The following is a 21,410-nucleotide window of genomic DNA, read 5'->3' as shown; positions in this document are numbered from 1 at the left end:
ATATTGGAATTTCTAGGATGTCCCCCTGAAATCTTTTTCTTTATTTTTTTAATATAAAAGAAAATTTATGAAACGGCTACTGATTGTTTTTGTGTTTCTGTTGCACTTAAACGTTTTTTCACAACACGTTGAAATTACCGTTGCCCTGAAAGATTATGAGACCAATCTTCCGATTGAAGACGCTTCCATTACCGTGCTCAATACGAATCAGGGACTTGTGAGTAATAAAGAAGGTGTTTTTAAAATCTCGCTTGATAAACCATCCAAGATTCAGATTTCGCATACATCTTATAAAACTATTGTGATTAATTCGTCTTCCTTAAAACTGAAGGAGAACATAATTTACATGGATCGCATCACCAAAACACTGGAAGAGGTTATCATTACGACAAAACATCCGCAGGAAATTCTCAAGAAACTGGTGGAGAATTCGAGTGATAAATTAACGATTCCGGTAAATCTTAAAATTTATGTACGCGAGTTTTTTAAACGTAATGATAAGTACACCTCATTTAACGACGGACTTCTGAATTTTTACATCCAAGGCAGGCCAACCAATGTCAAAACAGATATACTGGTGGAACAAAACCGGTTTTACGGACTTATTGATGATGTTGTGGATGAAAGTACTTTGGGGTATAACTTGAACGATATTATAGGGAACTACTACGAATTTAAATACCTGAGTAAGGTTGTTGAGGCTTATTCTAAGAAAAAATACGAATACGAAATTAAAACCTTTCCTAATAATGAAGATTATTACATTATGAACATCAGACCGTTGCCTGAAACCGATGGGTATTTGCCCGACTTTTTCGTAGTGTATGATTATAAAAAAAATATCATCATCGAAATCAATTCTTCCGTGCTTACAGAGCGGTATGAATATAAAGGCGTAACTGATTTTTTGGTGATAAAAGGAAAAATTTTCAATTCAGTTTTTAATGCCACTTATAAACATGACGGAAAGAACTACTACTTAGCTAATTCCAAAGAAGAAATCGGATTTAAAACCACCAATAAGAAAAAAGAAGAGGAACGCATTGAAGTTAAGAACTATCTGGTTACCACGAATTTCAGTACGCAACCCGTTCCTTATGACAAATCCGATGTTTATAAGGAGAAATCGTTATTCAACAAGAGTAACACCATACTCACCAATTACTGGGAATTTGATTCGGGATTAACGCCTACCGAAGAGGAAAAGCAAATCATTGAAAGTTTAGCTTCCAAACTGTAATATGTTTATCGGTTAAAAAACAGATTTTTTTATTACAAAACACTTTGATTTTGTTTTAAAAATTCATTTCTTCGTAAGAAATTAATTATATTACTTATGAAGAAATATTTGCTGATGCTGATGGCATTTGTCTGTACTGTGACATCTTTTGGGCAGGAAAAGAATATTACTGTTATTCTTAAAAATGAAACTACAAAAGAGGTTATTCCCGGGGCTTCGGTCAGCGTTGTAAATTCCAATCAGGGTGCTGTCAGTAATGATGAAGGGATTTTCAGACTTTCGATAAACCAACCTTCCCAAATCATAATCACGCATTTAACTTATAAAGCCATTTCACTTTCCTCCAACGATTTGAAGCAGGGAGACAATATCCTTTTAATGCAGGAAAACGAAACCAATCTGGAGGAAATAATCATTTCAAAAACACCTATTTACCAAGTACTTGCCGCTTTAGTTGAAAATTCCGCGAAAAGGTTATCAATGCCAATTCATCTGAATACCTATTGTCGGGAATTCGTTAAGAATCAGGGAAAATATTCACGGTTTACAGATGGTTTGGTTGATTTGCATATCAAAGGAAAAGCAAAAAAAGTTAACATCGATGCGATTGCGATTCAAAACAGATCCTACGGACTTAACGAAGACGAGGCTTCAGAACAATTAATAGGTTTTAATTTGGACAAGATAGTTGAAAAAACTTATGAATTCAGCGATCTGAAAAAATTATGCAACAAAAAAAGCGAGAAGGATTATGATTTCGAAATTAAAAGCAATCCTTCGGATGATAATATTTACATCATTCATATCACACCAAAAAAAGAAGCTGAAAAACTGCTTTACAATTTCAAAGTGGCGTATAACCGTTCCCAAAAACTGATCCTTTCGGTAGATTATAAAATTGCCGATTCTCACCTTCAGTATTCAAAAGAGATGAACTTTTTGATTATGAGATTTATGCTGAAGCGCCACAAATTCAAGGCCAATTTTAAATTTGAAAAAGACAGATATTTCCTAGCCAATACCTTTGCGGATGTTCATTTCAAGGCCTGGAATAAAAAGAAGAATTTTGATCTCGAAGCCAGCAATGCTTTGGTGGTAAAGGGACATAAGGATGAGAATTTCAGCTATGATGAAAATGAGGTTATGGACAGTCCTGTTTTGGCACGTAATGAAAATAACATCAAAACCAAGTATTGGGAATTCGATTCCGGTTTGACGCCAACATCGGAAGAAGAAAAAATAATCGAAAAATTAGCTTCCAAATCATAAAAATCACACTTAAAGGCATTCAAAACTTGAATGTCTTTTTTTTATATTTATTTTTGTGGATTATATATTCATAAACTAAGAAACACAGTTATTTTGCAAGTCAGCGATTCCAATAAAATGCAACAGATAATAAATCAGCTTAACGATGCCCAACGCGCACCCGTATTGCAAAAAGACGGACCAATGATAGTGATTGCAGGTGCCGGTTCGGGAAAAACCCGTGTGCTTACAGTTCGTATTGCAAATCTGATTCACTTGGGCGTTGATGCCTTCAATATCTTATCGCTTACGTTTACCAATAAGGCAGCACGTGAGATGAAAAAACGTATCCAGGATATTGTAGGTGCAGAAGCCAAAAACCTATGGATGGGAACCTTTCACTCGGTTTTTGCCAAGATTTTGCGTATCGAAGCAGACAAACTGGGGTATCCGAATAATTTCACGATTTATGATGCTCAGGATTCCGTACGTCTGATCGGTCAGATTATTAAGGAAATGCAGTTGGACAAGGATATCTACAAACCGAAGCAGGTTTTCGGCCGGATTTCTTCATATAAGAATAGTTTAATTACCGTAAAAGCCTATTTCAACAATCCCGAATTACAGGAAGCCGATGCGATGAGTAAAAAACCGCGTATGGGTGAAATATACCAACAGTATGTGGAACGTTGTTTCAAATCAGGTGCCATGGATTTTGATGATTTGTTATTGAAAACCAATGAATTACTGAACCGTTTTCCGGAAGTATTGTCCAAATACCAGGACCGTTTCCGTTATATATTAGTGGATGAGTACCAGGATACGAACCATTCACAGTATCTTATTGTTCGCGCTTTATCCGACAGATTTCATAATATATGTGTGGTAGGGGATGATGCGCAAAGTATTTATGCCTTCCGTGGAGCGAACATCAATAATATTTTAAATTTCCAGAAAGATTACGAAGGGGTTCAAACCTACAGATTGGAGCAAAATTACCGTTCGACTAAAAATATTGTGGAGGCTGCCAATACCATCATCGACAAGAATAAAACCAAGTTGGATAAGGTGGTTTGGACTGCCAATGATTTCGGACCAAAGATTAAAATTCACCGTAGTTTAACCGATGGGGAAGAAGGGCGCTTCGTTGCTGCTACCATTTTTGAAGAGAAAATGCAAAAACAGATGATGAACGGGCAATTTGCAATTTTGTATCGTACCAATGCACAATCCCGCGCAATGGAAGATGCTTTGCGAAAAAGAGATATTCCGTACCGAATTTATGGAGGTTTGTCATTCTATCAACGTAAGGAAATCAAAGACGTGTTGTGTTATCTTCGTTTGGTAATCAATCCGAAAGACGAGGAAGCTCTGATACGCGTTATTAATTATCCGGCAAGAGGAATCGGGAATTCAACCATCGAGAAACTTACGGTTGCGGCCAATCATTACAAGCGTTCCATATTTGAAGTGATGGAGCATATCGAAAAAATCGATTTGAAACTGAATTCGGGAACCAAAAACAAGTTACAGGATTTTGTAATGATGATAAAAAGTTTCCAGATAATCAACGAAAATCAGGACGCGCTTTATTTGACCGATCATGTAACCAAGAAAACCGGATTGATCCAGGAACTCAAGAAAGACGGAACTCCTGAAGGTATAGCCCGCATTGAAAACATAGAAGTTTTAATGGGAGGTATCAAAGACTTCATCGAAGGCCAGAAGGAAGTTGACGGTGCTCGTGGTGCTTTATCGGAATTTTTGGAAGATGTCGCTTTGGCTACCGATTTGGATAATGATACCGGTGATGACGACCGGGTGGCATTAATGACCATCCACTTAGCGAAAGGTTTGGAATTCCCAACGGTTTTTATCGTTGGAATGGAAGAAGACTTATTCCCGAGCGCGATGAGTATGAACACCCGAAGCGAACTCGAAGAAGAACGTCGATTGTTCTATGTAGCCTTAACCCGTGCGGAACATCAGGCATATTTAACATATGCCCAATCACGTTACCGTTGGGGAAAACTGGTTGACAGTGAACCATCGCGTTTTATAGAAGAAATCGATTCGCAATACATCGAATACTTAACACCGGTAGAAACGAATTACCGTTACAAACCGATGATTAATACCGATATTTTTGGTGATGTGGATAAATCTAAATTACGTTTGGCGAAACCTGTTGCCGGAACACCACCAAAACATAGTACCAATAATGAGCCAAGTCCTAACTTAAATATTCGTAAATTGAAACCTGTTTCGGGTTCTGCACCAAGTGGTTCCGCGAATTTGTTTGATAATAATCTTGCAGTTGGAAATGTGGTAATGCACGAACGTTTCGGAAAAGGTCAAATCCTGAATTTGGAAGGAGTAGGCGCCGATAAAAAAGCGGAAATTAAATTTGAGGTAGGCGGAATCAAGAAGTTATTGTTGCGATTTGCAAAACTTGAGGTAATAGGATAAAAAAAAATAGAGAATAGAAAATAGAGAATAGAAAATAGAGAATTGATTTAGAACTAAACAGTTTATGTTCTATTTTTCTTTATTCTTTTCTCTCTTAAAAACAGATACTATGGCTCAATTCATCAAAATATACCCGGAAAACCCAAGTGAAAAAGAAATCGCAAGGGTAGTGAAAATACTTAGAGAAGGCGGACTGATTATCTATCCGACCGATACTGTATACGGATTAGGTTGTGATATCACCAATACCAAAGCCTTGGAGCGCATCGCTAAAATAAAAGGCATTAAGTTGGAAAAGGCCAATTTCTCTTTCGTATGTAGCGATTTAAGCAACATCTCCGATTATGTGAGACAGATTGATACTTCCATATTTAAGATTCTTAAAAGAGCGTTACCGGGACCGTACACCTTCATTTTGCCGGGAAACAACAATCTGCCTAAAGAATTCAAAAAGAAAACTACCGTTGGTATTCGTGTACCCGATAATGAAATCGCATTAGAAATCGTACGTCAGTTAGGAAATCCTATTGTTTCCACTTCGATTCACGATGAAGATGAGGTTATCGAATACACAACCGATCCCGAATTAATCTTCGAGAAATGGCAAAACCTAGTCGATTTGGTTATTGATGGCGGATACGGAGATAATCATGCCTCAACCATTATCGATTTATCCGAAGGCGAACCGGTGGTTGTTCGTGAAGGAAAAGGAAGTTTGGATGTACTTTAAACCATTCACTTGTTAAAAAGTACCATTCACAATTTTTTGTTTTTAAGTTCACTCGAATAAAAATAGTTTTGAAGTGAATTTAAAATCTATCGCTATGTCTTTATTAAGAAAATTTCTAATTCTTGCACTTTTACCCTTAATAATCATTCTGGTAATTATTTTATTAACAAATAGTGGACCAAGTGAGATTAAAAACACTCATGCGACAGTCTTCTCAATATTTTTCTTTGCGATTGTTTCGTTTAATGCTGTTTATGTTTCCAATTTTTTCAATGAACGAAAATTTAGTTTTATAAAGAAATTTTTCCTCACGGGTTTACTTAGTTTTCTAAGTGTTTTTGTTTTTGCGGGTTTTTGCCAGTTCTATTTCAAACCTGATGTTAATTTACTTGTTGCTTTATCGCAAGCTGTAATGGGTTTTTGTATTTTCCTTTTAGAATATTTAGTGCTATTTATTTTAAACAGGAAAAGCGATAGTCTGATAAAGTTTGAGGATAAAAAATGGCAGTACTTTATTTTAGTAATGGTTGTAATTCTAATCGAGTTCGTCTTATACATGTTGATGAGTTTTAGCAGTTTGAGGAGTTTTGAAGATTTTACAGGATCTCTTTGGGCCAATAGATTTATGTTGACATGCCTTTTTTTAATGCCTGTTTTTTCCCTTAGTTTAATAAGATTCTCGGTGAGACTTCGATTCAATGCTGTTTTGACTATTTTGTTTAGTTCGGTATTTTCGACACTGATAACCTTTTTGATAATAGCAATTTCAGCTTCTACAATAAGTAAGATTAACATTCATTACGGTGCGATGCTGGTTGTTTACCTTATTGGCTTATTTTGCTCGCTTTCCATTTATGCTTTTCTGTATTATCGTACTCAACTTAAAGAAAAAGCTAAATTAAAATACACTGTTAAGCAGAAAGATGCCCAATATTTAGAATTAAAAAATCAGGTCAATCCTCATTTTCTCTTCAACAATCTTAACACATTAATTTCCTTTATTGAATCAAATCCAAAGAAAGCAATTGAGTTCGGACATCATTTATCCAGTGTATACCGTCATTACCTTAAAAAGCAGGAGGATGATTTTGTTCTGGTAAATGAAGAATTGGATTTTATCGAAGAGTATTTGGCCATCTATAAAGCCAAATTTGAAAAAGGTATCAATTATACAATTACTAAAGATGCATCCAATAAACTTTACGTGGTTTCCAACTGTTTGCAGGAATTGATAGATAATATTTTTAAGCATAATGTTTCAGATAATGAAAATATACTGGAAATTTCTATTAAAGCAGAAGATGATAGTCTGATTACCCGTAATTCAATCATAAAAAACAACAATGCGATTGCAAACGGTTTCGGCTTGGAAAATATCAGAAAAAGATACTCACATTTGACTGAAAACGAAGTGAAAATAAAAGAAGATTCCCGATTTTTTTCTGTAGAATTACCTTTATTTAAAATGGAATAAGAGTATGACAGCAGTAATCATTGAAGATGAAATTCCCGCTACCGTGCGTTTGCGCAGAATATTGGAATCGAAAGGTTTTGATGTGGTGACTCATATTCAGTCCGTACGTAAGGCGGTGCATTGGTTTGAAAGAAATTCACATCCCGAAGTGGTTTTCATGGATATCAAACTTTCCGACGGCGATGCTTTTTCAATTTTCGATAAAGTAAAAATCCAATCCAAAATCGTATTCACCACCGCTTATGATGAGTTCGCGTTGAAAGCCTTTGAAAATAAAGGAATAGCCTATCTCTTGAAACCTGTCGATGAAAAGAAACTGGATGTTTTATTAGACACTTTAGCCTATTATGAATCCATTTTCATCAATGACGAACCGAAAGCAGCAAGTAAAAGTTATTTCATGATAAGTTTTGGTAATACGGTTAAGAAAATAGAAACCGCTGCTATTATTGGTTTTTACAGTGCGGATAATTCTACTTTCATTCTTTCAAAGGATAATAGAAGCTACACTATTTCAAAATCATTAGAGAAACTGGAAAGTGAATTGAATCCTAGAGAATTCCATAGAATTAACAGAAGTGTAATTATCAACCGGAGTTTTATAGAAGCGGTGAAAAACCAAAAAATCGTTACAACTGAAAACGATTTTGATTTAGATTTAAAAATCAGCAGAAAACGACAAACCGGTTTTAAGGAATGGTATCAATAAAAAAACGCCTTGAAAATTTATCAAGGCGTTTTTTTAAATCTAAGAAGTCTAAAAATCTAAGAAGTCTAAATTACTTGCTTAAAGTTTTCATTTCCTTCTCAAGCATGTCGTAAAACTGATCGATTTTCGGCATGATGATAATTCTTGTACGTCTGTTTTTCGCTCTGTTAGCAGGACTGTCATTTTCCACTAAAGGAATGTAAGAACTTCTTCCGGCCGGGATTAATTGTTTCGGATTCACTCCCAAATCTTTATTTAAAACTCTTACGATAGAAGTTGCTCTTTTTACCGATAAATCCCAGTTGTCTAACAATACCGCGTTTTTAATCGGCACGTTATCGGTATGACCTTCTACCATACATTCGAAATCGGGTTTGCTGTTGATTACTTTGGCAACTTTGCTCAAAACACCTTTGGCTCTGTCACTCACTTCATAACTTCCTGATTTGAATAATAGGTTATCCGCAATGGAAATCATCACAACTCCTTTTTCCACATTAATATTGATATCCGGATCGTCTATGCCCACTTCGCGTTTTAAGCTTGTAACCAATGCTAATGTAACACTGTCTTTTTTAGTCAAAGCATCCTGAAGACGTGAAATTTTCAGATCTTTTTCTTTTAAACTTTCCAATGATTTCTCAAGATTCTGAGCACCTTTCGTAGTTAAAACAGTCATTTCTTTTGAACTGTTGATCAAATCGGTATTGTTCTTCTTTAAATATTCGTTCTGACTGCTTAAGGCGTCTTTTTCAGTTAAACAGCTATTCAGTTTAACGGTGCAGGTATTTAATAAATCCTGAATTTCTTTGTTTCTGGCTTCTAATTCGGCTATTTTCTTCTTAGTTCCGCACGAAGTAAGAGAAATTGCTGCCACAGAAAGTAAAATGAATAGTTTCCTCATGATTAATGATTTTTATGATATTTACAAAGTTACTGAGTTCCGTAATGGACTCAAAAATTTAAAACGATAAACTAATGTTAAAAATTAACATCAAAAACCTTACCGTTTTTAAAGAAGTAACGATAAACAACTGATTTTATTTTATAATATTGTTTAGACTGAAAGGCGTCCCGTTTCCTTAAAAACCTGAGCATGTGGGTGTAAAAGTAATAATGCGCACATAAAACTGCCCATAAATGTTTCGGTTTTCCTTGAAGTAAGAACTGTACACCAGCAATTCCGTCTAGGCACATACGTATGAAAAGCACCGAAAACAATTGCGAAGCAGGAAGATTTTTAAGCATCATCCAAACTGAGTTCCGGAAATTAAGGAACGTTTTCCTCGGACTTCCGGCTTCCAACGTGGCGCCACCAACATGATAGACCGTTGACGATCCGCAGTATTTGATTTTATGACCTTTGTTAAAAGCACGCCAACACAAATCAATTTCTTCCTGATGGGCAAAAAAATCGGCATCAAAACCATTTAATTCCCTGTAAATGTCCTTTCGGATAAAAAAACAGGCACCGGACGCCCAAAAGATTTCGGTTGTGTCATTGTATTGGCCGTTATCTTTTTCCAGTGTTTCGAAAATACGTCCGCGACAATAAGGAAAACCGTACTTATCGATGAAACCGCCACCGGCACCCGCATATTCGAAATACGCTTTGTTTTTAAAATCCAATAATTTAGGCTGAATAATCGCTGTACTTGGTTCGTTTTCAAATAAGTTGATAATCGGCTGTAACCAATTTTCGGTCACTTCAATATCAGAATTTACCAAAGCATAGATATCTTCCTCAACAAACTGTAGCGCCTCGTTATATCCCTGTGCAAAACCAAAATTCGACTTGTTTTCGATAATGGTAACCGAAGGGAAATTGGCTTTCACAAATGTTACAGAAGCGTCCGTCGAAGCATTATCGGCTACATAAATCTTTGCTTCAGGGGAAAACTGGATGACAGACGGTAAAAACTGCTCTAATAATTTAACGCCGTTCCAGTTGAGGATAACTACTGCTGCTTTTTTCAAAGGTTGATTGCGGATTTGATTATTGGGTTATGAAATCAGGTAACTCACGAAGAAACTGATATTGTTCGTTTTCAAAATCCATACTGCAAAAATAATGATTTAGTCCGTTTGTCACCATTAAATATTTTGCTTCCAATATCATGTTATACCGGGCAATCTGATCAAAAGTCTGTTGGGAAATAGGTACTTCGGGAGCTTTACATTCGACCAATAAAAATATTTTTCCATCAGGCTGAAATACAACAGCATCATAGCGTTTGGTTAAACCGTTAATTTTAATGGATTTCTCCACATTTATATACGATTTAGGATAGTTTTTATGCTGCATCAAAAATTGAACTACATGTTGACGTACCCATTCTTCCGGAGTGAGGGCCACAAATTTTTTACGGATTTCATCAAACACAGCGAGTTTATTTTCACTATTTTTGAACCGAAACGTATAAGCAGGAAAATTCAGTTTTTGCATTTGACAAAGCTATTATCAAATAACCAAATAACCAAATCAAAGCATTTTGGACGAAGTTTTAAGAATCATCAAAGAAATACAAGCCGGAAACATTAAACCAATTTATTTTTTAATGGGCGAGGAGCCGTATTATATTGATAAATTGGCGGAATATATCGAACAGAATATTTTACAGGAACACGAGCGCGATTTTAATCAAACGGTGTTGTACGGACGAGATGTTACGATTGAAGACGTTGTTGGGAATGCCAAACGTTTTCCGATGATGGCCGACCGTCAGGTGGTGATTGTAAAAGAAGCACAGGAATTGGCCCGAACCATAGAAAAACTTGACGCTTATGCGGAAAATCCACAGCCCACAACGGTTTTGGTAATCTGTTATAAATACAAGACTTTAGACAAACGCAAGAAAGTAACTAAAACCCTTGCTAAGCACGGAGTTGTTTTTGAAAGTAAGAAGCTGTACGAAAATCAGGTAGGTGATTGGATGAAACGCGTTTTAGCTGGAAAAAAACTTAACATTGAGCCGAAAGCTGTAGCAATGTTCGTTGATTTTCTGGGAACCGATTTGAGTCGGATAGCCAATGAAATTGATAAATTGGCGATTATATTAAAACCCGGTGAAACAATTACACCTGCAATTATTGAAGAAAATATCGGTTTCAGTAAAGATTTTAACCCGTTTGAATTACGTAAGGCGATTGGGGAACGAAACCAACTGAAAGCTTATCAGATTGCTGATTATTTTGCTCAGAATCCAAAGGATAACCCAATTGTACTGACTGTAGGATTAGTGTTCGGTTTCTTTTCACAACTTTTGCAATACCACGGATTAAAAGATAAAAGCCCATCGAATGTGGCTAAGGTGATAAAAGTGAATCCGTATTTCCTGAAAGATTATGATGTGGCGCTAAAGAATTATCCAATGAAAAAGGTGAGTGCCATTGTGAGTACACTTCGCGATATTGATGTGAAAAGTAAAGGAGTGGGAGCGAACAACATGCCGCAACACGATTTACTGAAAGAGATGTTGGTGAAAATTTTTAATTAGATTTTATATCATATAAAAAAGTCCCGTTGTAATGACGGGACTTTTTTATGTTGAGCAAATAGATTACTCCGTAATCTTTATCTCAAACATTTTGTCCCAGTTTTTTCCGGTAACAAAAATGGTTTTCGTTTTTGGGTTGTAAGCGATTCCGTTTAAAACGTCAATGTCGGGATGCTGCGTCACTTTAGCTTTTAAATCTCCTAAGTTAATAACTGCTTCTATGGCTCCGTTTTTCGGGTTGATAATTGCGATGGCGTCCATGGTGTAGATATTAGCGTAGATTTTACCGTCAATCCATTCCATTTCATTTACGGCTTTGATTTTTGAATTGGCAGTATACACATTGATATAATCCACTTCTTTGAAATCGGCCGGATTCACAAACCATATTTTTTCCGTTCCGTCCGACATTAAAAGGTTTTTACCGTCATTGGTTAATCCCCAGCCATCCATTTCCGGTTTGAAATAGGGGAATGTTTTTTCTTTTTTGAATGTGTCGGCATTATATACGTAAGCTTCTCCGTTCTTCCAAGTAATCTGATATACTTTGTTGTTTAAAATAGTGCACCCTTCACCAAATACACTTTCCGGAAGTTCAACAGTTTTGTATACTTTTCCGGTTTTGTAATCGGTTTTGCGTAGGGATGAAATCCCTTTTAATCCGGTGCCGTTTCCGGTGCCGTTTCCGGTACTTTCGATTAAAGTATCACGGTAAAATTCTAATCCTTGCGTATAGGCTTTTAAATCATGCGGGTAAGTATTTACAATGGTATATGTCAATATTTTGGGCTGAATGTTGGAAACTAATTCCACTCTTGAGGTTACTTCGGTGTTTTGACCTTCAAAATAAACCAGCGCTTTGATGTTTTGGTAACCTAATTTCTGGTCGGCGAAAGCGAAATTCATTTTATCACTTCCTTTAACAGCGCCTATCTTTTTGTCATTGATATAATAAATAATGGAGTCGATTTTTTTGTTTTCCGGATTTTTTAAGGCCAAGGAAAGGGATTCCTGAGGCTGATATTGCTCTTTAAACTGGGCAGAATCGAAAGAAAATAAATTTTCTGTAGCTTTTTTATCGCTGTTGCAGGAAACAAGTACTGTTCCTAATAAAATGAATGCTAATAGGTTATGTTTTTTCATTGCTTTAAAATTGATAGAGGCAATATACAATCTTATTTTTATATCCCGAATTGACTTGCAAAAAAATAAAAAGGTTGTATATTTGCACCGGCAAGTCCTACACGACCAGCTCCTGCAGACTCCTCCAGGGTGGGAACGCAGCAAAGGTATGTGGTTGTAGCGGTGCGATGTAGGTCGCTTGCCTTTTTTTTCTTTTTATAATAAATGTATCTCCCTTGCGGAGATTTTTTTATTTTTAGGGCATACAATCCATCACATGAAGCTATCCTGGCAAATCGTCCGACTCAATCTTAAAGAAACCTTCTCGATATCTTACGGTAATTATGCTTTCAGAGAAGCACTCGTTGTTCAGTTAAGTGATTATGGCGAGAGAGGTTACGGAGAATGTACAGGAATAGACTACTACAATATCAGTTTACCCGATTTCGACACCAAACTGCATCAGATAAAAGAGAAAATTGAATCCGAAAAAATCAATCACCCGGCCGAGTTTTACCAATTTTTGGCTTCATTACAGTTGCCGAGTTTCCTTCGCTCTGCATTGGATTGTGCCTATTGGGATTTGTTCGGAAAATTGGAAAACAAGAGTTTTTCAGAATTAAACAATATTCAGATAAACACAATTCCGGAATCTTCCATAACTATAAGTGCCGCGCCAATTGCAATACAACTGGATAAGATTGCAAGTTCATCATGGAATAAATTCAAAGTGAAATGCAATCGTTTTGATGCGAAGGAAATTGAAATGCTTCTGCATACGAGAAAAGAAGTGGCTTTGGATGCTAACGGAAGTTATACTGCAGAAGATTGTCATTGGCTGGAAAATTTGGAAGCTACAAAAGGTTTCACTTATGTCGAACAACCGATCAAACCCGGAGAAGACAACTTTAAATCATTGCAATCCGACAAATATCCGAATTGGATGGCAGATGAAGATTGCCAGGAAAACGTCGATTTAAAGACATTACAGCCGCATTACCGAAGCATCAATATCAAACTGGTAAAATGTGGCGGACTCACACCTGCATTGGAATTGATAAAAAAAGCCAGAGATTTAAATTTCAAAATAATGATTGGTTGCATGACCGAATCTACAGTTGGGATTGCTGCAGGAGCTGCCTTAGCTTCTTTAACGGATTTTGCCGATTTGGACGGTGCTAATTTAATTGCCAATGATATTGCAAAAGGGAGCAGTGTGATAAATGGTATCATTCATCTTTCGGAAAAACCGGGATTGGGAATCAGTATCATTTAATCTGAAAAAAAAAGCTAAAATTTTCTTACTTTCGCGACGATTTTTTTGTTATCCGAAAAAATCAAATAATCGAATAATCTGAAAAATGAGTAAAGTTGTTTTAATTACCGGAGGTTCTTCGGGAATAGGGAAATCTGTTGGTGAATACCTGCATCAAAAAGGTTTCGTGGTTTACGGAACGAGCCGAAATCCGGAACGTGTTGAAAATTCAGTTTTTCCATTGGTCGCTTTGGATGTCCGAAATACGGAAAGCATTAAAAATGCCGTGGCCGAAGTGATTGCAAAATCCGGAGGCTTGGATATTGTTATCAACAACGCCGGGGTTGGAATTACAGGACCTCTTGAAGAAATTCCTGCCGAAGAAATCAGAAATAATTTCGAAACCAATCTTTTCGGTCCCATTGAAGTGATGAAAGCCGTTTTACCGCAAATGCGCAGTCAGAAATCAGGTTTGATTATCAACGTAACTTCAATTGCCGGTTATATGGGATTGCCGTATCGAAGTGTGTATTCGGCATCGAAAGGAGCTTTAGAATTAATTACCGAGGCCTTGCGAATGGAAACCAAATCGTTCGGAATTCATATTACGAATGTGGCTCCGGGAGATTTTGCGACGAATATTGCGGCAGGCCGTTATCATGCGCCGTTGGTGAAAGGTTCGGCTTATGAGATTCCGTACGGAAACACCTTAAAGACAATGGACGAACACGTAGACAGCGGAAGCAATCCCGATGATATGGCCTTGGCAATATATGCCATTATTCAAACACCAAACCCGAACGTACATTATAAAGTAGGCGCTTTTATGCAGAAGTTTTCCATTGTACTGAAGCGAGTTCTTCCGGACAAAATGTATGAGAAATTATTAATGAACCATTATAAATTAAAATAATGATGAAAAAATTATGTACGCTGTTGTTTCTGTTATGTTCAGTATTCACTTATGCTCAGGAAAACACTGAACTTAAAACATTTAAGAAACGAGGTGTTTTTTTAGATATTAATGTCGGTTTTGCTGAACGTATTGGTGAACTTTCCGGTGAAGATTATCTGGACAAACAATATTCGAAGAGCCTTAAGTCCGGATTTAGTTATGATGTGAGTTTGTATTTCCGCTTGATTGAAGATAAAAACTCATTCATAGGTTTCAAGCACAATGCTTTTAAAAAACGAATTGTAGTTGATGATGCTTATGTTTACGCACCTAATGGACAGGAGGGATATGGTGATTATTCAAATAATATAACGATAGCCTTTTACGGAATTTCGTATTTGTACTGTAAAGAAACGGCAAACAGGGATGAATTCAACTTTGATTTAAGTTTGGGTTACATTCATTATAAAGACAAAGCGGTTATTCTTCGGGATTATAAAATTACAGGTGCTTCATTTGGTGCTTACACATCAGGTAGCTATCATTTTAGGATTTCCGATGGTTTTTCTGTTGGGCCAAGAGTCGGATTACTTTTGGGAACGTTACGTTCTGCTGAAATAGACGGACCTAACGGATTTCATGAGAATATAAAACTTGACGGGGATTCGAAAGAGAGTCTGTCAAGAATAGATTTATCAATTGGGGCAAGAATTAAATTTTAGTCGTAATTTCGCAGTTGCGTAAAGGATTGAAGTGGAAATCCTTTTTTGTTTGAGGTTTAACGTGTATTTAAACCTTATGTTGTAACAAAAAAGATTGCAACGGAAAGCCTGACCCTCCGGAAGTATGGAGGAGGGTTACGCCCAAATAATAAATACAACGATTTTAAAACAGGAAAATATGAAATTTTTTATTGACACAGCCAATTTAGAGCAGATTAAAGAAGCACAGGAATTGGGCGTTTTAGATGGTGTTACCACTAACCCGTCGTTAATGGCAAAAGAAGGAATTACCGGAAAAAACAATATTTTAAAGCATTATGTAGACATCTGTAATATTGTAGAAGGTGATGTTAGTGCCGAAGTAAATGCCCTTGATCTGGAAGGCATGATTAAGGAAGGTGAGGAGTTATCCGAATTACACGAGCAAATCGTTGTGAAGTTGCCAATGACAAAAGAAGGTATCAAAGCTTGTAAATATTTTTCAGACCGTGGTATCAGAACGAACGTAACGTTAGTGTTCTCTGCAGGTCAGGCGATTTTGGCGGCTAAAGCAGGTGCAACTTATGTTTCTCCGTTTTTAGGTCGTTTGGATGATGTTTCCACAGATGGTTTAAATTTAATCGACGAAATCCGTCAGATTTATGATAACTATGCTTTCGAAACCCAAATTTTAGCGGCTTCCGTTCGTCATACGATGCATGTTGTAAATTGTGCTAAAATCGGCGCGGATGTAATGACAGGGCCGCTATCATCTATCTTAGGTTTGTTGAAACACCCTTTAACGGATATCGGGATTGCTCAGTTTGTTGCGGATTACGAGAAGGGGAATAAGTAGTATTCAGAAGGCAGAATGCGAAAAGTAAATGACAGATTAGCTATTCTGGTATAAAACAAAAAAGGATTCAATTATTGAATCCTTTTTTGTTTTTTATTGATATGTAACATAACATTCGTTGATATTACCTGTTGATCCGGGTTTATCGCATTTCGGAGTATTCTTCTATTCCAATATGATTTTCTATAAGATCTATTTCAGGTCTTCCAAAGGCAACTCCCATGGTTACCGCGCATCTTACAAAATATTCTTTTCCTTTTTCAATATTTATTTTCACTTCTTCTTTAGTTTCAAGAGCTCCGTAAAAACTTTGTTCTCCAAACTCCTTTGTCTTGTATATGAATTTTTCTCCGTTTCTTAATCTACCGATGATCGAATCATTAGCATTTTTTATTTTAAAGCCTAATAATCCTCCAGTACCAAGACTTGGTCTGTAAAAATGCACTATGGCATAATCACTGTTTTCCGGAAGTCTTGATTTGTTTTTTGCATTTCTGTTCTCGGCCAATTTTGACAATGATTCGGTATTTAGATTTCGGTAGATCTTAGCTTTTATTCTATAACAAGTACTCCCTAAAGTACTAGGTTTTTTAATTTCTGTTATTTTAACAACATTCGCTCCCGAATTTTTAGCGACGTTTGTAACATCTGATATTACTTTATTGTAACCACAATCTGTTGAAAATCCGGAGTCTCCAATTTTTACTTCCCCAATAAACTCTGAATCGCTTGGTAATTCCTCATTTTTATCTAAAACTATTACCGGTATATCATTAGTGAGTTTTTGATAACTCTTATTTGCTAATTTAGTTGAAATACTTGTTGCGCAACTTGTAAATAGTATAACTGTAGTTATAAATAAAATTTTTTTCATTCTTTTTTAATGTGTTGATATTTTTCTTTGAGCTAAACTGATGGTTTTTTGTTCACTGACCACTATTTTAAATACTTCTCAAAATCCGCATCGAACAGACTCACAAATGCATTTTTAATGGTTCCGTCCGGATTCAGCAGCATTACGCGATGGATTTTCGTAATTACCCATTCCTCTTTAAGTTTCTTTAAATCGGTGGCGTGAAGTTCAGTGGTTACGTCAAAATTGTAAGTAGCCAGTGTTCTCAACCAATCTTCATTCGAATCATCCATATTGATGGCGATGAAATTCAGATCAGGATATTTCGCTTTCAGATCGTGTGCTTTTTTATGAACGGCTTCCAGATGGGATTTTGAACTCAAGGTCCAGAAGAAAACCACAGTCTGGCCTTTTATAGCCGAATTAAAATCGATTTTTTCACCCAAAGGATTTATGAAAGTCTGAGGCGGAAGTGTTTTTCCCGGATTCAAGAGCTGGGCTGCACTGGATATTTTTCTTATTTCGTTGTGTTTGCTTTTATCTGTAGAAAGCTGAAAATAACGATCTAAAAACTTTTTATTATTTGCCATGTTTTGATCTTCTAGAAGATACATAAAGGCGATATTGTTCAGAACTCCGTTTTTAATTTTCTGATTCTTAAATAAAGTATCGGTAATGTTTAGCTTTTTTATATTGGAAGCTAATGCACTTTGTTCATAATCTTTCTCTGTTGTACAGTCTTTATACGCAATGTTATTTAACATGGCCGACATATAGCGTACAAAAGAGACATAAGTGGTTAGATCTTCATTATTATAGTCGATTTCATTTCTGAACGAGTAGTAGTTTTTTGGTAAAAATTTGCAGACATCTTCTCCTTTTTTTCTTTTATGAGCAATCGGATAGATTTCTTTTTTTGCCAGATAATCCAAGTCAAGGGAAGCTTTTGCAAAAAGATCAAATTTTTCATCCCAACCGATTTCGGTTTTGCGTCTGAGGTAAAAAGCTTTTTTGGCAGCGTGGGAAGAATCAATGGTTTTAGAGAATCGTTTGTAATCTTTATCGAAAACATCATAACTTCTGTCGGATTCGTTTTTCAGGAACATTTCTATCAGGAAGTTGTTTTTCTGATCCCCACGACCACAAAAAACAAGTGAATTATCAAATTCTTTTGTGTTTAAACGAAGCATAATACTGTCGTTTTTGTCGAAATAAATATACTGGTATTCCGGCTCATGTCTGAAGGTGTACATCCCGGGGGCAAGTGAATCGAATCTTTTAAAGAAACGGTTCCGATTGTCCAATAGTATCGAATCTATAACTTCATTATCCTTTAACAGAAGGACATAGCGATTGTTTGGGTTAATTATTTCACCACCAAAATAGGCCGAGTAATTGTCGTCCTTAAATTCCTTGTTACAGGAAAATAGACCACACAGTACGACGGACGAAACAGGTAGTAGTAGATTTTTTAAATAGGCAAACATTAAATCGAAATTTATTTCAAAACAAATATAGGTGTGTAAGGGATAACTTGCTGTTAATGTACAGTTAAAATGCCAAAATGAACATTCTCATTAATAGGGCTCAAAACTCCGCTATTTTTTCTACTTTTGCAACACTTTTATAAAAAATCAGAAATCAATGTTAACAGTTTCAAATTTATCAGTACAATTTGGTAAGCGAATTTTGTTCGACGAAGTAAACGTAACTTTCACACAGGGGAACTGCTACGGAATTATCGGAGCAAACGGTGCTGGAAAATCTACTTTTTTAAAAATATTATCCGGAGATATCGACCCGACTTCAGGGCGTGTAATTCTTGAACCGGGGAAACGTATGTCGGTTTTAAACCAGAACCACAACATGTTTGACGAGCATACCGTTTTGGAAACCGTGATGATGGGAAACAAAACATTATTCGCCATTAAAAAGGAAATGGACGAATTGTATGCTGATTATGATGATAAAAATGCCGACAGAATCGGTGAGCTTCAGATGCAGTTTGATGAAATGAACGGATGGAATGCCGAATCGGATGCGGGAGCAATGCTTTCCAATTTAGGGATTTCTGCCGATTACCATTACACGCTGATGGGCGAAATGGAAGGAAAACTGAAAGTACGTGTGTTATTGGCACAGGCTTTATTCGGTAACCCGGACGTACTGATTATGGATGAGCCTACCAACGATCTTGACTTTGAAACAATTGGTTGGTTGGAAAACTTCCTTGCAAATTATGACAATACGGTATTGGTGGTTTCTCACGACCGTCACTTCCTTGATGCGGTTTGTACGCATGTTTCGGATATTGACTTCGGGAAAATCAACCACTATTCCGGAAACTATACATTCTGGTATGAATCGTCCCAATTAGCGGCGAAACAAAGAGCGCAGCAAAATAAGAAAGCCGAAGAGAAAAAAGCTGAATTAGAAGAGTTTATCCGTCGTTTCTCGGCGAACGTTGCAAAATCAAAGCAGGCAACTTCACGTAAAAAGATGATCGATAAATTGAATCTTGATGAAATCAAACCTTCGAGCCGTCGTTATCCTGCCATTATTTTTGATCAGGAAAGAGAAGCCGGAGACCAGATTTTAAATGTTGTAGATTTAAGTGCATCCATCGAAGGAGAGGTATTGTTCAAAAACATCGATTTAAACATGGCCAAAGGCGATAAGATTGTTGTTTTCTCTAAAGATTCCCGTGCTACATCTGCATTTTATGAAATCTTAAACGGAAACCTTACTGCTGATTCCGGAACGTATGAGTGGGGAATCACTACTACACAATCCTATTTGCCGGCCGACAATCACAGTTTCTTTGAAAACGATCTGACGCTGGTGGACTGGTTACGTCAGTGGGCTAAAACAGAACCGGAAAGAGATGAAGTTTATGTTCGCGGTTTCTTAGGAAAAATGATTTTCTCAGGAGAAGAGGCTTTAAAAACGGGTCGTGTTTTATCCGGAGGAGAAAAAGTACGTTGTATGTTATCAAGAATGATGATGATGAGAGCCAACGTGTTAATGTTGGACGAACCAACCAATCACTTGGATTTGGAATCGATTACAGCATTCAACAACTCGTTGAAAAACTTTAAAGGTTCGGTATTGTTTACCACACATGACCACGAGTTTGCACAAACCGTTGCCAATAGGGTAGTGGAAATCACTCCAAAAGGGGTAATCGACCGTTACATGACATTCGATGAATATCTTGAAGATGAAAAAATTCAGGAAATGAGAAAGAAAATGTATAGCTAATATTAAAAACTCCCCGTCATAAGCGGGGAGTTTTTGTTTATACTTATTTGCGAATTGCCAGTTCTATTCAATCGGAATCCGGCTCGCGTTTTTTTCAACCCAACTGTCAAATGATTGCAATTCCGGATTCAGTTCTTTGGCAAATTTCATATCACGGACACCATTGAAAGGACCTTCAAAATCGCGATAAAATTGGAACATGTTTCCTAAATCTTCTGCGCCAGGGAATCCAAAGTTTCTGTATTGATCGGGGGTAACTTCATTATAGACAACTTCTTGACCTATTTTTTTTGACAGTTTTTCCGCCATTTCGCTACAAGTAATCTGATCTCCCGAAATACCAATTCTTTTACCGATCAATTCCTTACCTTTTTTAAATATACCGTAGGCACATTTACCGATGTCTTCAGAAGAGATTCCTGCCATTTTTTTATTGCCTAAAGGAAAAGTTATTGCCAGTTTTCCGTTAGCATCTTTTTTAGGACCCATACCAAAGTAAATAAGATTTTCCCAATAAAATGAGGTCAGCAAAAAAGTTACCGGTACCCCTGCATCAGTAAAAAAGTGATCTGATTCACCTTTACCATCAAAATGAGGCACTTTGTATTTTTCCTGCAAAGTTGGCAAACTATTATCACTCAGAGGAACAAACTTTCTCACATCTTCAAGGGTTGACCATATCACATGTTGCAAACCGGATTCTTTGGCGGCTGTTGCCATATTCTTCGCTTCGGTCATTTCTTTTTCTACCGAGAAATGTTCCCAGAAGAAGGTAACAAAATAAGCGCCATAAGCCCCTTGCAGGACGCGTTTTATGCTTTCAATATCATCAATATTAGCGGATACTACTTCGGCTCCCATTGCGGCGAGCGCTTTCGCTTTTTCTGAATTGACATCCCTTGTTACTGCGCGAACAGAAAATTCGCTGTTTGGGTCACCAAGTATGGCATGAGCCAAACCACCACCCTGAGCACCAGTTGCCCCGAATACTGCAATTAATTTTTTCTGAGACATAATTATAGTTTTTTAATGTTAGAATTGTATCGATGAACTCCATACGGATTGGTAAAATACAAGATTTAACGGAGTAGGTTTTGCAA

19 protein-coding genes and 1 other RNA gene are annotated in these 21,410 nt (G+C 36.7%); 13 read left to right on the top strand and 7 right to left on the bottom strand.

Annotated features, from left to right (window positions below):
* Window positions 1–67: 67 nt before the first annotated feature.
* The 6 genes from FLJC2902T_RS15035 to FLJC2902T_RS15010 all read left to right on the top strand — a co-directional run bounded on the left by FLJC2902T_RS15035 (window position 68) and on the right by FLJC2902T_RS15010 (window position 7,870).
* Entirely contained in the window at window positions 68–1,240 is a 1,173-nt protein-coding gene (locus FLJC2902T_RS15035) for a carboxypeptidase-like regulatory domain-containing protein (protein WP_023580653.1), read from the top strand.
* A gap of 96 nt (window positions 1,241–1,336) precedes the next feature.
* Window positions 1,337–2,509 (top strand): carboxypeptidase-like regulatory domain-containing protein, encoded by a 1,173-nt coding sequence (locus FLJC2902T_RS15030; RefSeq protein ID WP_023580652.1) that lies wholly within the window; start codon window positions 1,337–1,339, stop codon window positions 2,507–2,509.
* 117 nt (window positions 2,510–2,626) lie between these two features.
* Window positions 2,627–4,957, top strand: coding sequence for an ATP-dependent helicase (locus FLJC2902T_RS15025; protein WP_035679148.1), 2,331 nt, complete (start codon window positions 2,627–2,629; stop codon window positions 4,955–4,957).
* 109 nt (window positions 4,958–5,066) lie between these two features.
* The gene (locus FLJC2902T_RS15020) at window positions 5,067–5,687 is read left to right on the top strand and encodes an L-threonylcarbamoyladenylate synthase (protein ID WP_023580650.1); all 621 of its coding nucleotides are present in this window, start codon (window positions 5,067–5,069) and stop codon (window positions 5,685–5,687) included.
* A 73-nt stretch (window positions 5,688–5,760) separates the two neighbouring features.
* On the top strand, window positions 5,761–7,161 hold the full coding sequence (locus FLJC2902T_RS15015; RefSeq protein ID WP_162147696.1) for a sensor histidine kinase: 1,401 nt from the start codon (window positions 5,761–5,763) through the stop codon (window positions 7,159–7,161).
* A gap of 4 nt (window positions 7,162–7,165) precedes the next feature.
* The gene (locus tag FLJC2902T_RS15010) at window positions 7,166–7,870 is read left to right on the top strand and encodes a LytR/AlgR family response regulator transcription factor (RefSeq protein ID WP_023580648.1); all 705 of its coding nucleotides are present in this window, start codon (window positions 7,166–7,168) and stop codon (window positions 7,868–7,870) included.
* Window positions 7,871–7,940: 70 nt separating this feature from the next.
* On the opposite strand, the gene FLJC2902T_RS15005 is transcribed toward FLJC2902T_RS15010, so the two are convergent.
* From FLJC2902T_RS15005 to FLJC2902T_RS14995, 3 genes are all read right to left on the bottom strand, one after another.
* Entirely contained in the window at window positions 7,941–8,774 is an 834-nt protein-coding gene (locus tag FLJC2902T_RS15005) for an OmpA/MotB family protein (protein ID WP_023580647.1), read from the bottom strand.
* Window positions 8,775–8,851: 77 nt separating this feature from the next.
* The gene (locus tag FLJC2902T_RS15000; protein WP_023580646.1) at window positions 8,852–9,847 is read right to left on the bottom strand and encodes a glycosyltransferase family 2 protein; all 996 of its coding nucleotides are present in this window, start codon (window positions 9,845–9,847) and stop codon (window positions 8,852–8,854) included.
* A gap of 19 nt (window positions 9,848–9,866) precedes the next feature.
* Window positions 9,867–10,316 carry a type I restriction enzyme HsdR N-terminal domain-containing protein gene (locus tag FLJC2902T_RS14995; protein ID WP_023580645.1) on the bottom strand — a complete coding sequence of 150 codons (450 nt, stop codon included), beginning with the start codon at window positions 10,314–10,316 and terminating at the stop codon, window positions 9,867–9,869.
* A 46-nt stretch (window positions 10,317–10,362) separates the two neighbouring features.
* On the opposite strand from FLJC2902T_RS14995, the gene holA reads away from it, so the two are divergent.
* The gene (gene holA, locus FLJC2902T_RS14990; protein ID WP_023580644.1) at window positions 10,363–11,367 is read left to right on the top strand and encodes a DNA polymerase III subunit delta; all 1,005 of its coding nucleotides are present in this window, start codon (window positions 10,363–10,365) and stop codon (window positions 11,365–11,367) included.
* Window positions 11,368–11,430: 63 nt separating this feature from the next.
* Here holA and FLJC2902T_RS14985 read toward each other — a convergent pair whose 3' ends face one another.
* Window positions 11,431–12,510 (bottom strand): glutaminyl-peptide cyclotransferase, encoded by a 1,080-nt coding sequence (locus FLJC2902T_RS14985; RefSeq protein ID WP_035679159.1) that lies wholly within the window; start codon window positions 12,508–12,510, stop codon window positions 11,431–11,433.
* Between the two features lie 88 nt (window positions 12,511–12,598).
* Between FLJC2902T_RS14985 and ffs the strand changes: the two genes are divergently transcribed.
* The 5 genes from ffs to fsa all read left to right on the top strand — a co-directional run bounded on the left by ffs (window position 12,599) and on the right by fsa (window position 16,196).
* Window positions 12,599–12,697, top strand: an RNA gene (ffs, locus tag FLJC2902T_RS16100) — signal recognition particle sRNA small type.
* A gap of 69 nt (window positions 12,698–12,766) precedes the next feature.
* The gene (locus FLJC2902T_RS14975; RefSeq protein WP_023580642.1) at window positions 12,767–13,765 is read left to right on the top strand and encodes an enolase C-terminal domain-like protein; all 999 of its coding nucleotides are present in this window, start codon (window positions 12,767–12,769) and stop codon (window positions 13,763–13,765) included.
* Window positions 13,766–13,850: 85 nt separating this feature from the next.
* Window positions 13,851–14,657 carry an SDR family oxidoreductase gene (locus tag FLJC2902T_RS14970; RefSeq protein WP_023580641.1) on the top strand — a complete coding sequence of 269 codons (807 nt, stop codon included), beginning with the start codon at window positions 13,851–13,853 and terminating at the stop codon, window positions 14,655–14,657.
* Window positions 14,657–15,361 (top strand): hypothetical protein, encoded by a 705-nt coding sequence (locus tag FLJC2902T_RS14965; RefSeq protein WP_035679143.1) that lies wholly within the window; start codon window positions 14,657–14,659, stop codon window positions 15,359–15,361. The genes FLJC2902T_RS14970 and FLJC2902T_RS14965 overlap by 1 nt, the downstream gene beginning before the upstream one ends.
* 178 nt (window positions 15,362–15,539) lie before the next feature.
* Window positions 15,540–16,196, top strand: coding sequence for a fructose-6-phosphate aldolase (gene fsa / locus FLJC2902T_RS14960; protein ID WP_023580639.1), 657 nt, complete (start codon window positions 15,540–15,542; stop codon window positions 16,194–16,196).
* Between the two features lie 142 nt (window positions 16,197–16,338).
* On the opposite strand, the gene FLJC2902T_RS15965 is transcribed toward fsa, so the two are convergent.
* Both FLJC2902T_RS15965 and FLJC2902T_RS14950 read right to left on the bottom strand, forming a co-directional pair.
* Window positions 16,339–17,070 carry a hypothetical protein gene (locus tag FLJC2902T_RS15965; protein WP_023580638.1) on the bottom strand — a complete coding sequence of 244 codons (732 nt, stop codon included), beginning with the start codon at window positions 17,068–17,070 and terminating at the stop codon, window positions 16,339–16,341.
* Between the two features lie 62 nt (window positions 17,071–17,132).
* On the bottom strand, window positions 17,133–18,536 hold the full coding sequence (locus FLJC2902T_RS14950; protein WP_035679140.1) for a TlpA family protein disulfide reductase: 1,404 nt from the start codon (window positions 18,534–18,536) through the stop codon (window positions 17,133–17,135).
* Between the two features lie 157 nt (window positions 18,537–18,693).
* On the opposite strand from FLJC2902T_RS14950, the gene FLJC2902T_RS14945 reads away from it, so the two are divergent.
* Window positions 18,694–20,310 carry an ABC-F family ATP-binding cassette domain-containing protein gene (locus FLJC2902T_RS14945; RefSeq protein ID WP_023580636.1) on the top strand — a complete coding sequence of 539 codons (1,617 nt, stop codon included), beginning with the start codon at window positions 18,694–18,696 and terminating at the stop codon, window positions 20,308–20,310.
* 63 nt (window positions 20,311–20,373) lie between these two features.
* On the opposite strand, the gene FLJC2902T_RS14940 is transcribed toward FLJC2902T_RS14945, so the two are convergent.
* A complete protein-coding gene (locus FLJC2902T_RS14940) occupies window positions 20,374–21,324 on the bottom strand; it encodes an NmrA/HSCARG family protein (RefSeq protein WP_023580635.1) in 951 nt (316 codons plus the stop codon).
* Between the last annotated feature and the right edge of the window lie 86 nt (window positions 21,325–21,410).

The organism is Flavobacterium limnosediminis JC2902, assembly GCF_000498535.1.
Taxonomy (GTDB): Bacteria; Bacteroidota; Bacteroidia; order Flavobacteriales; family Flavobacteriaceae; genus Flavobacterium; species Flavobacterium limnosediminis.
The sequence above is the reverse complement of the archived record's forward strand: the minus strand, read 5'-3'. Positions and strand labels throughout refer to the sequence as shown.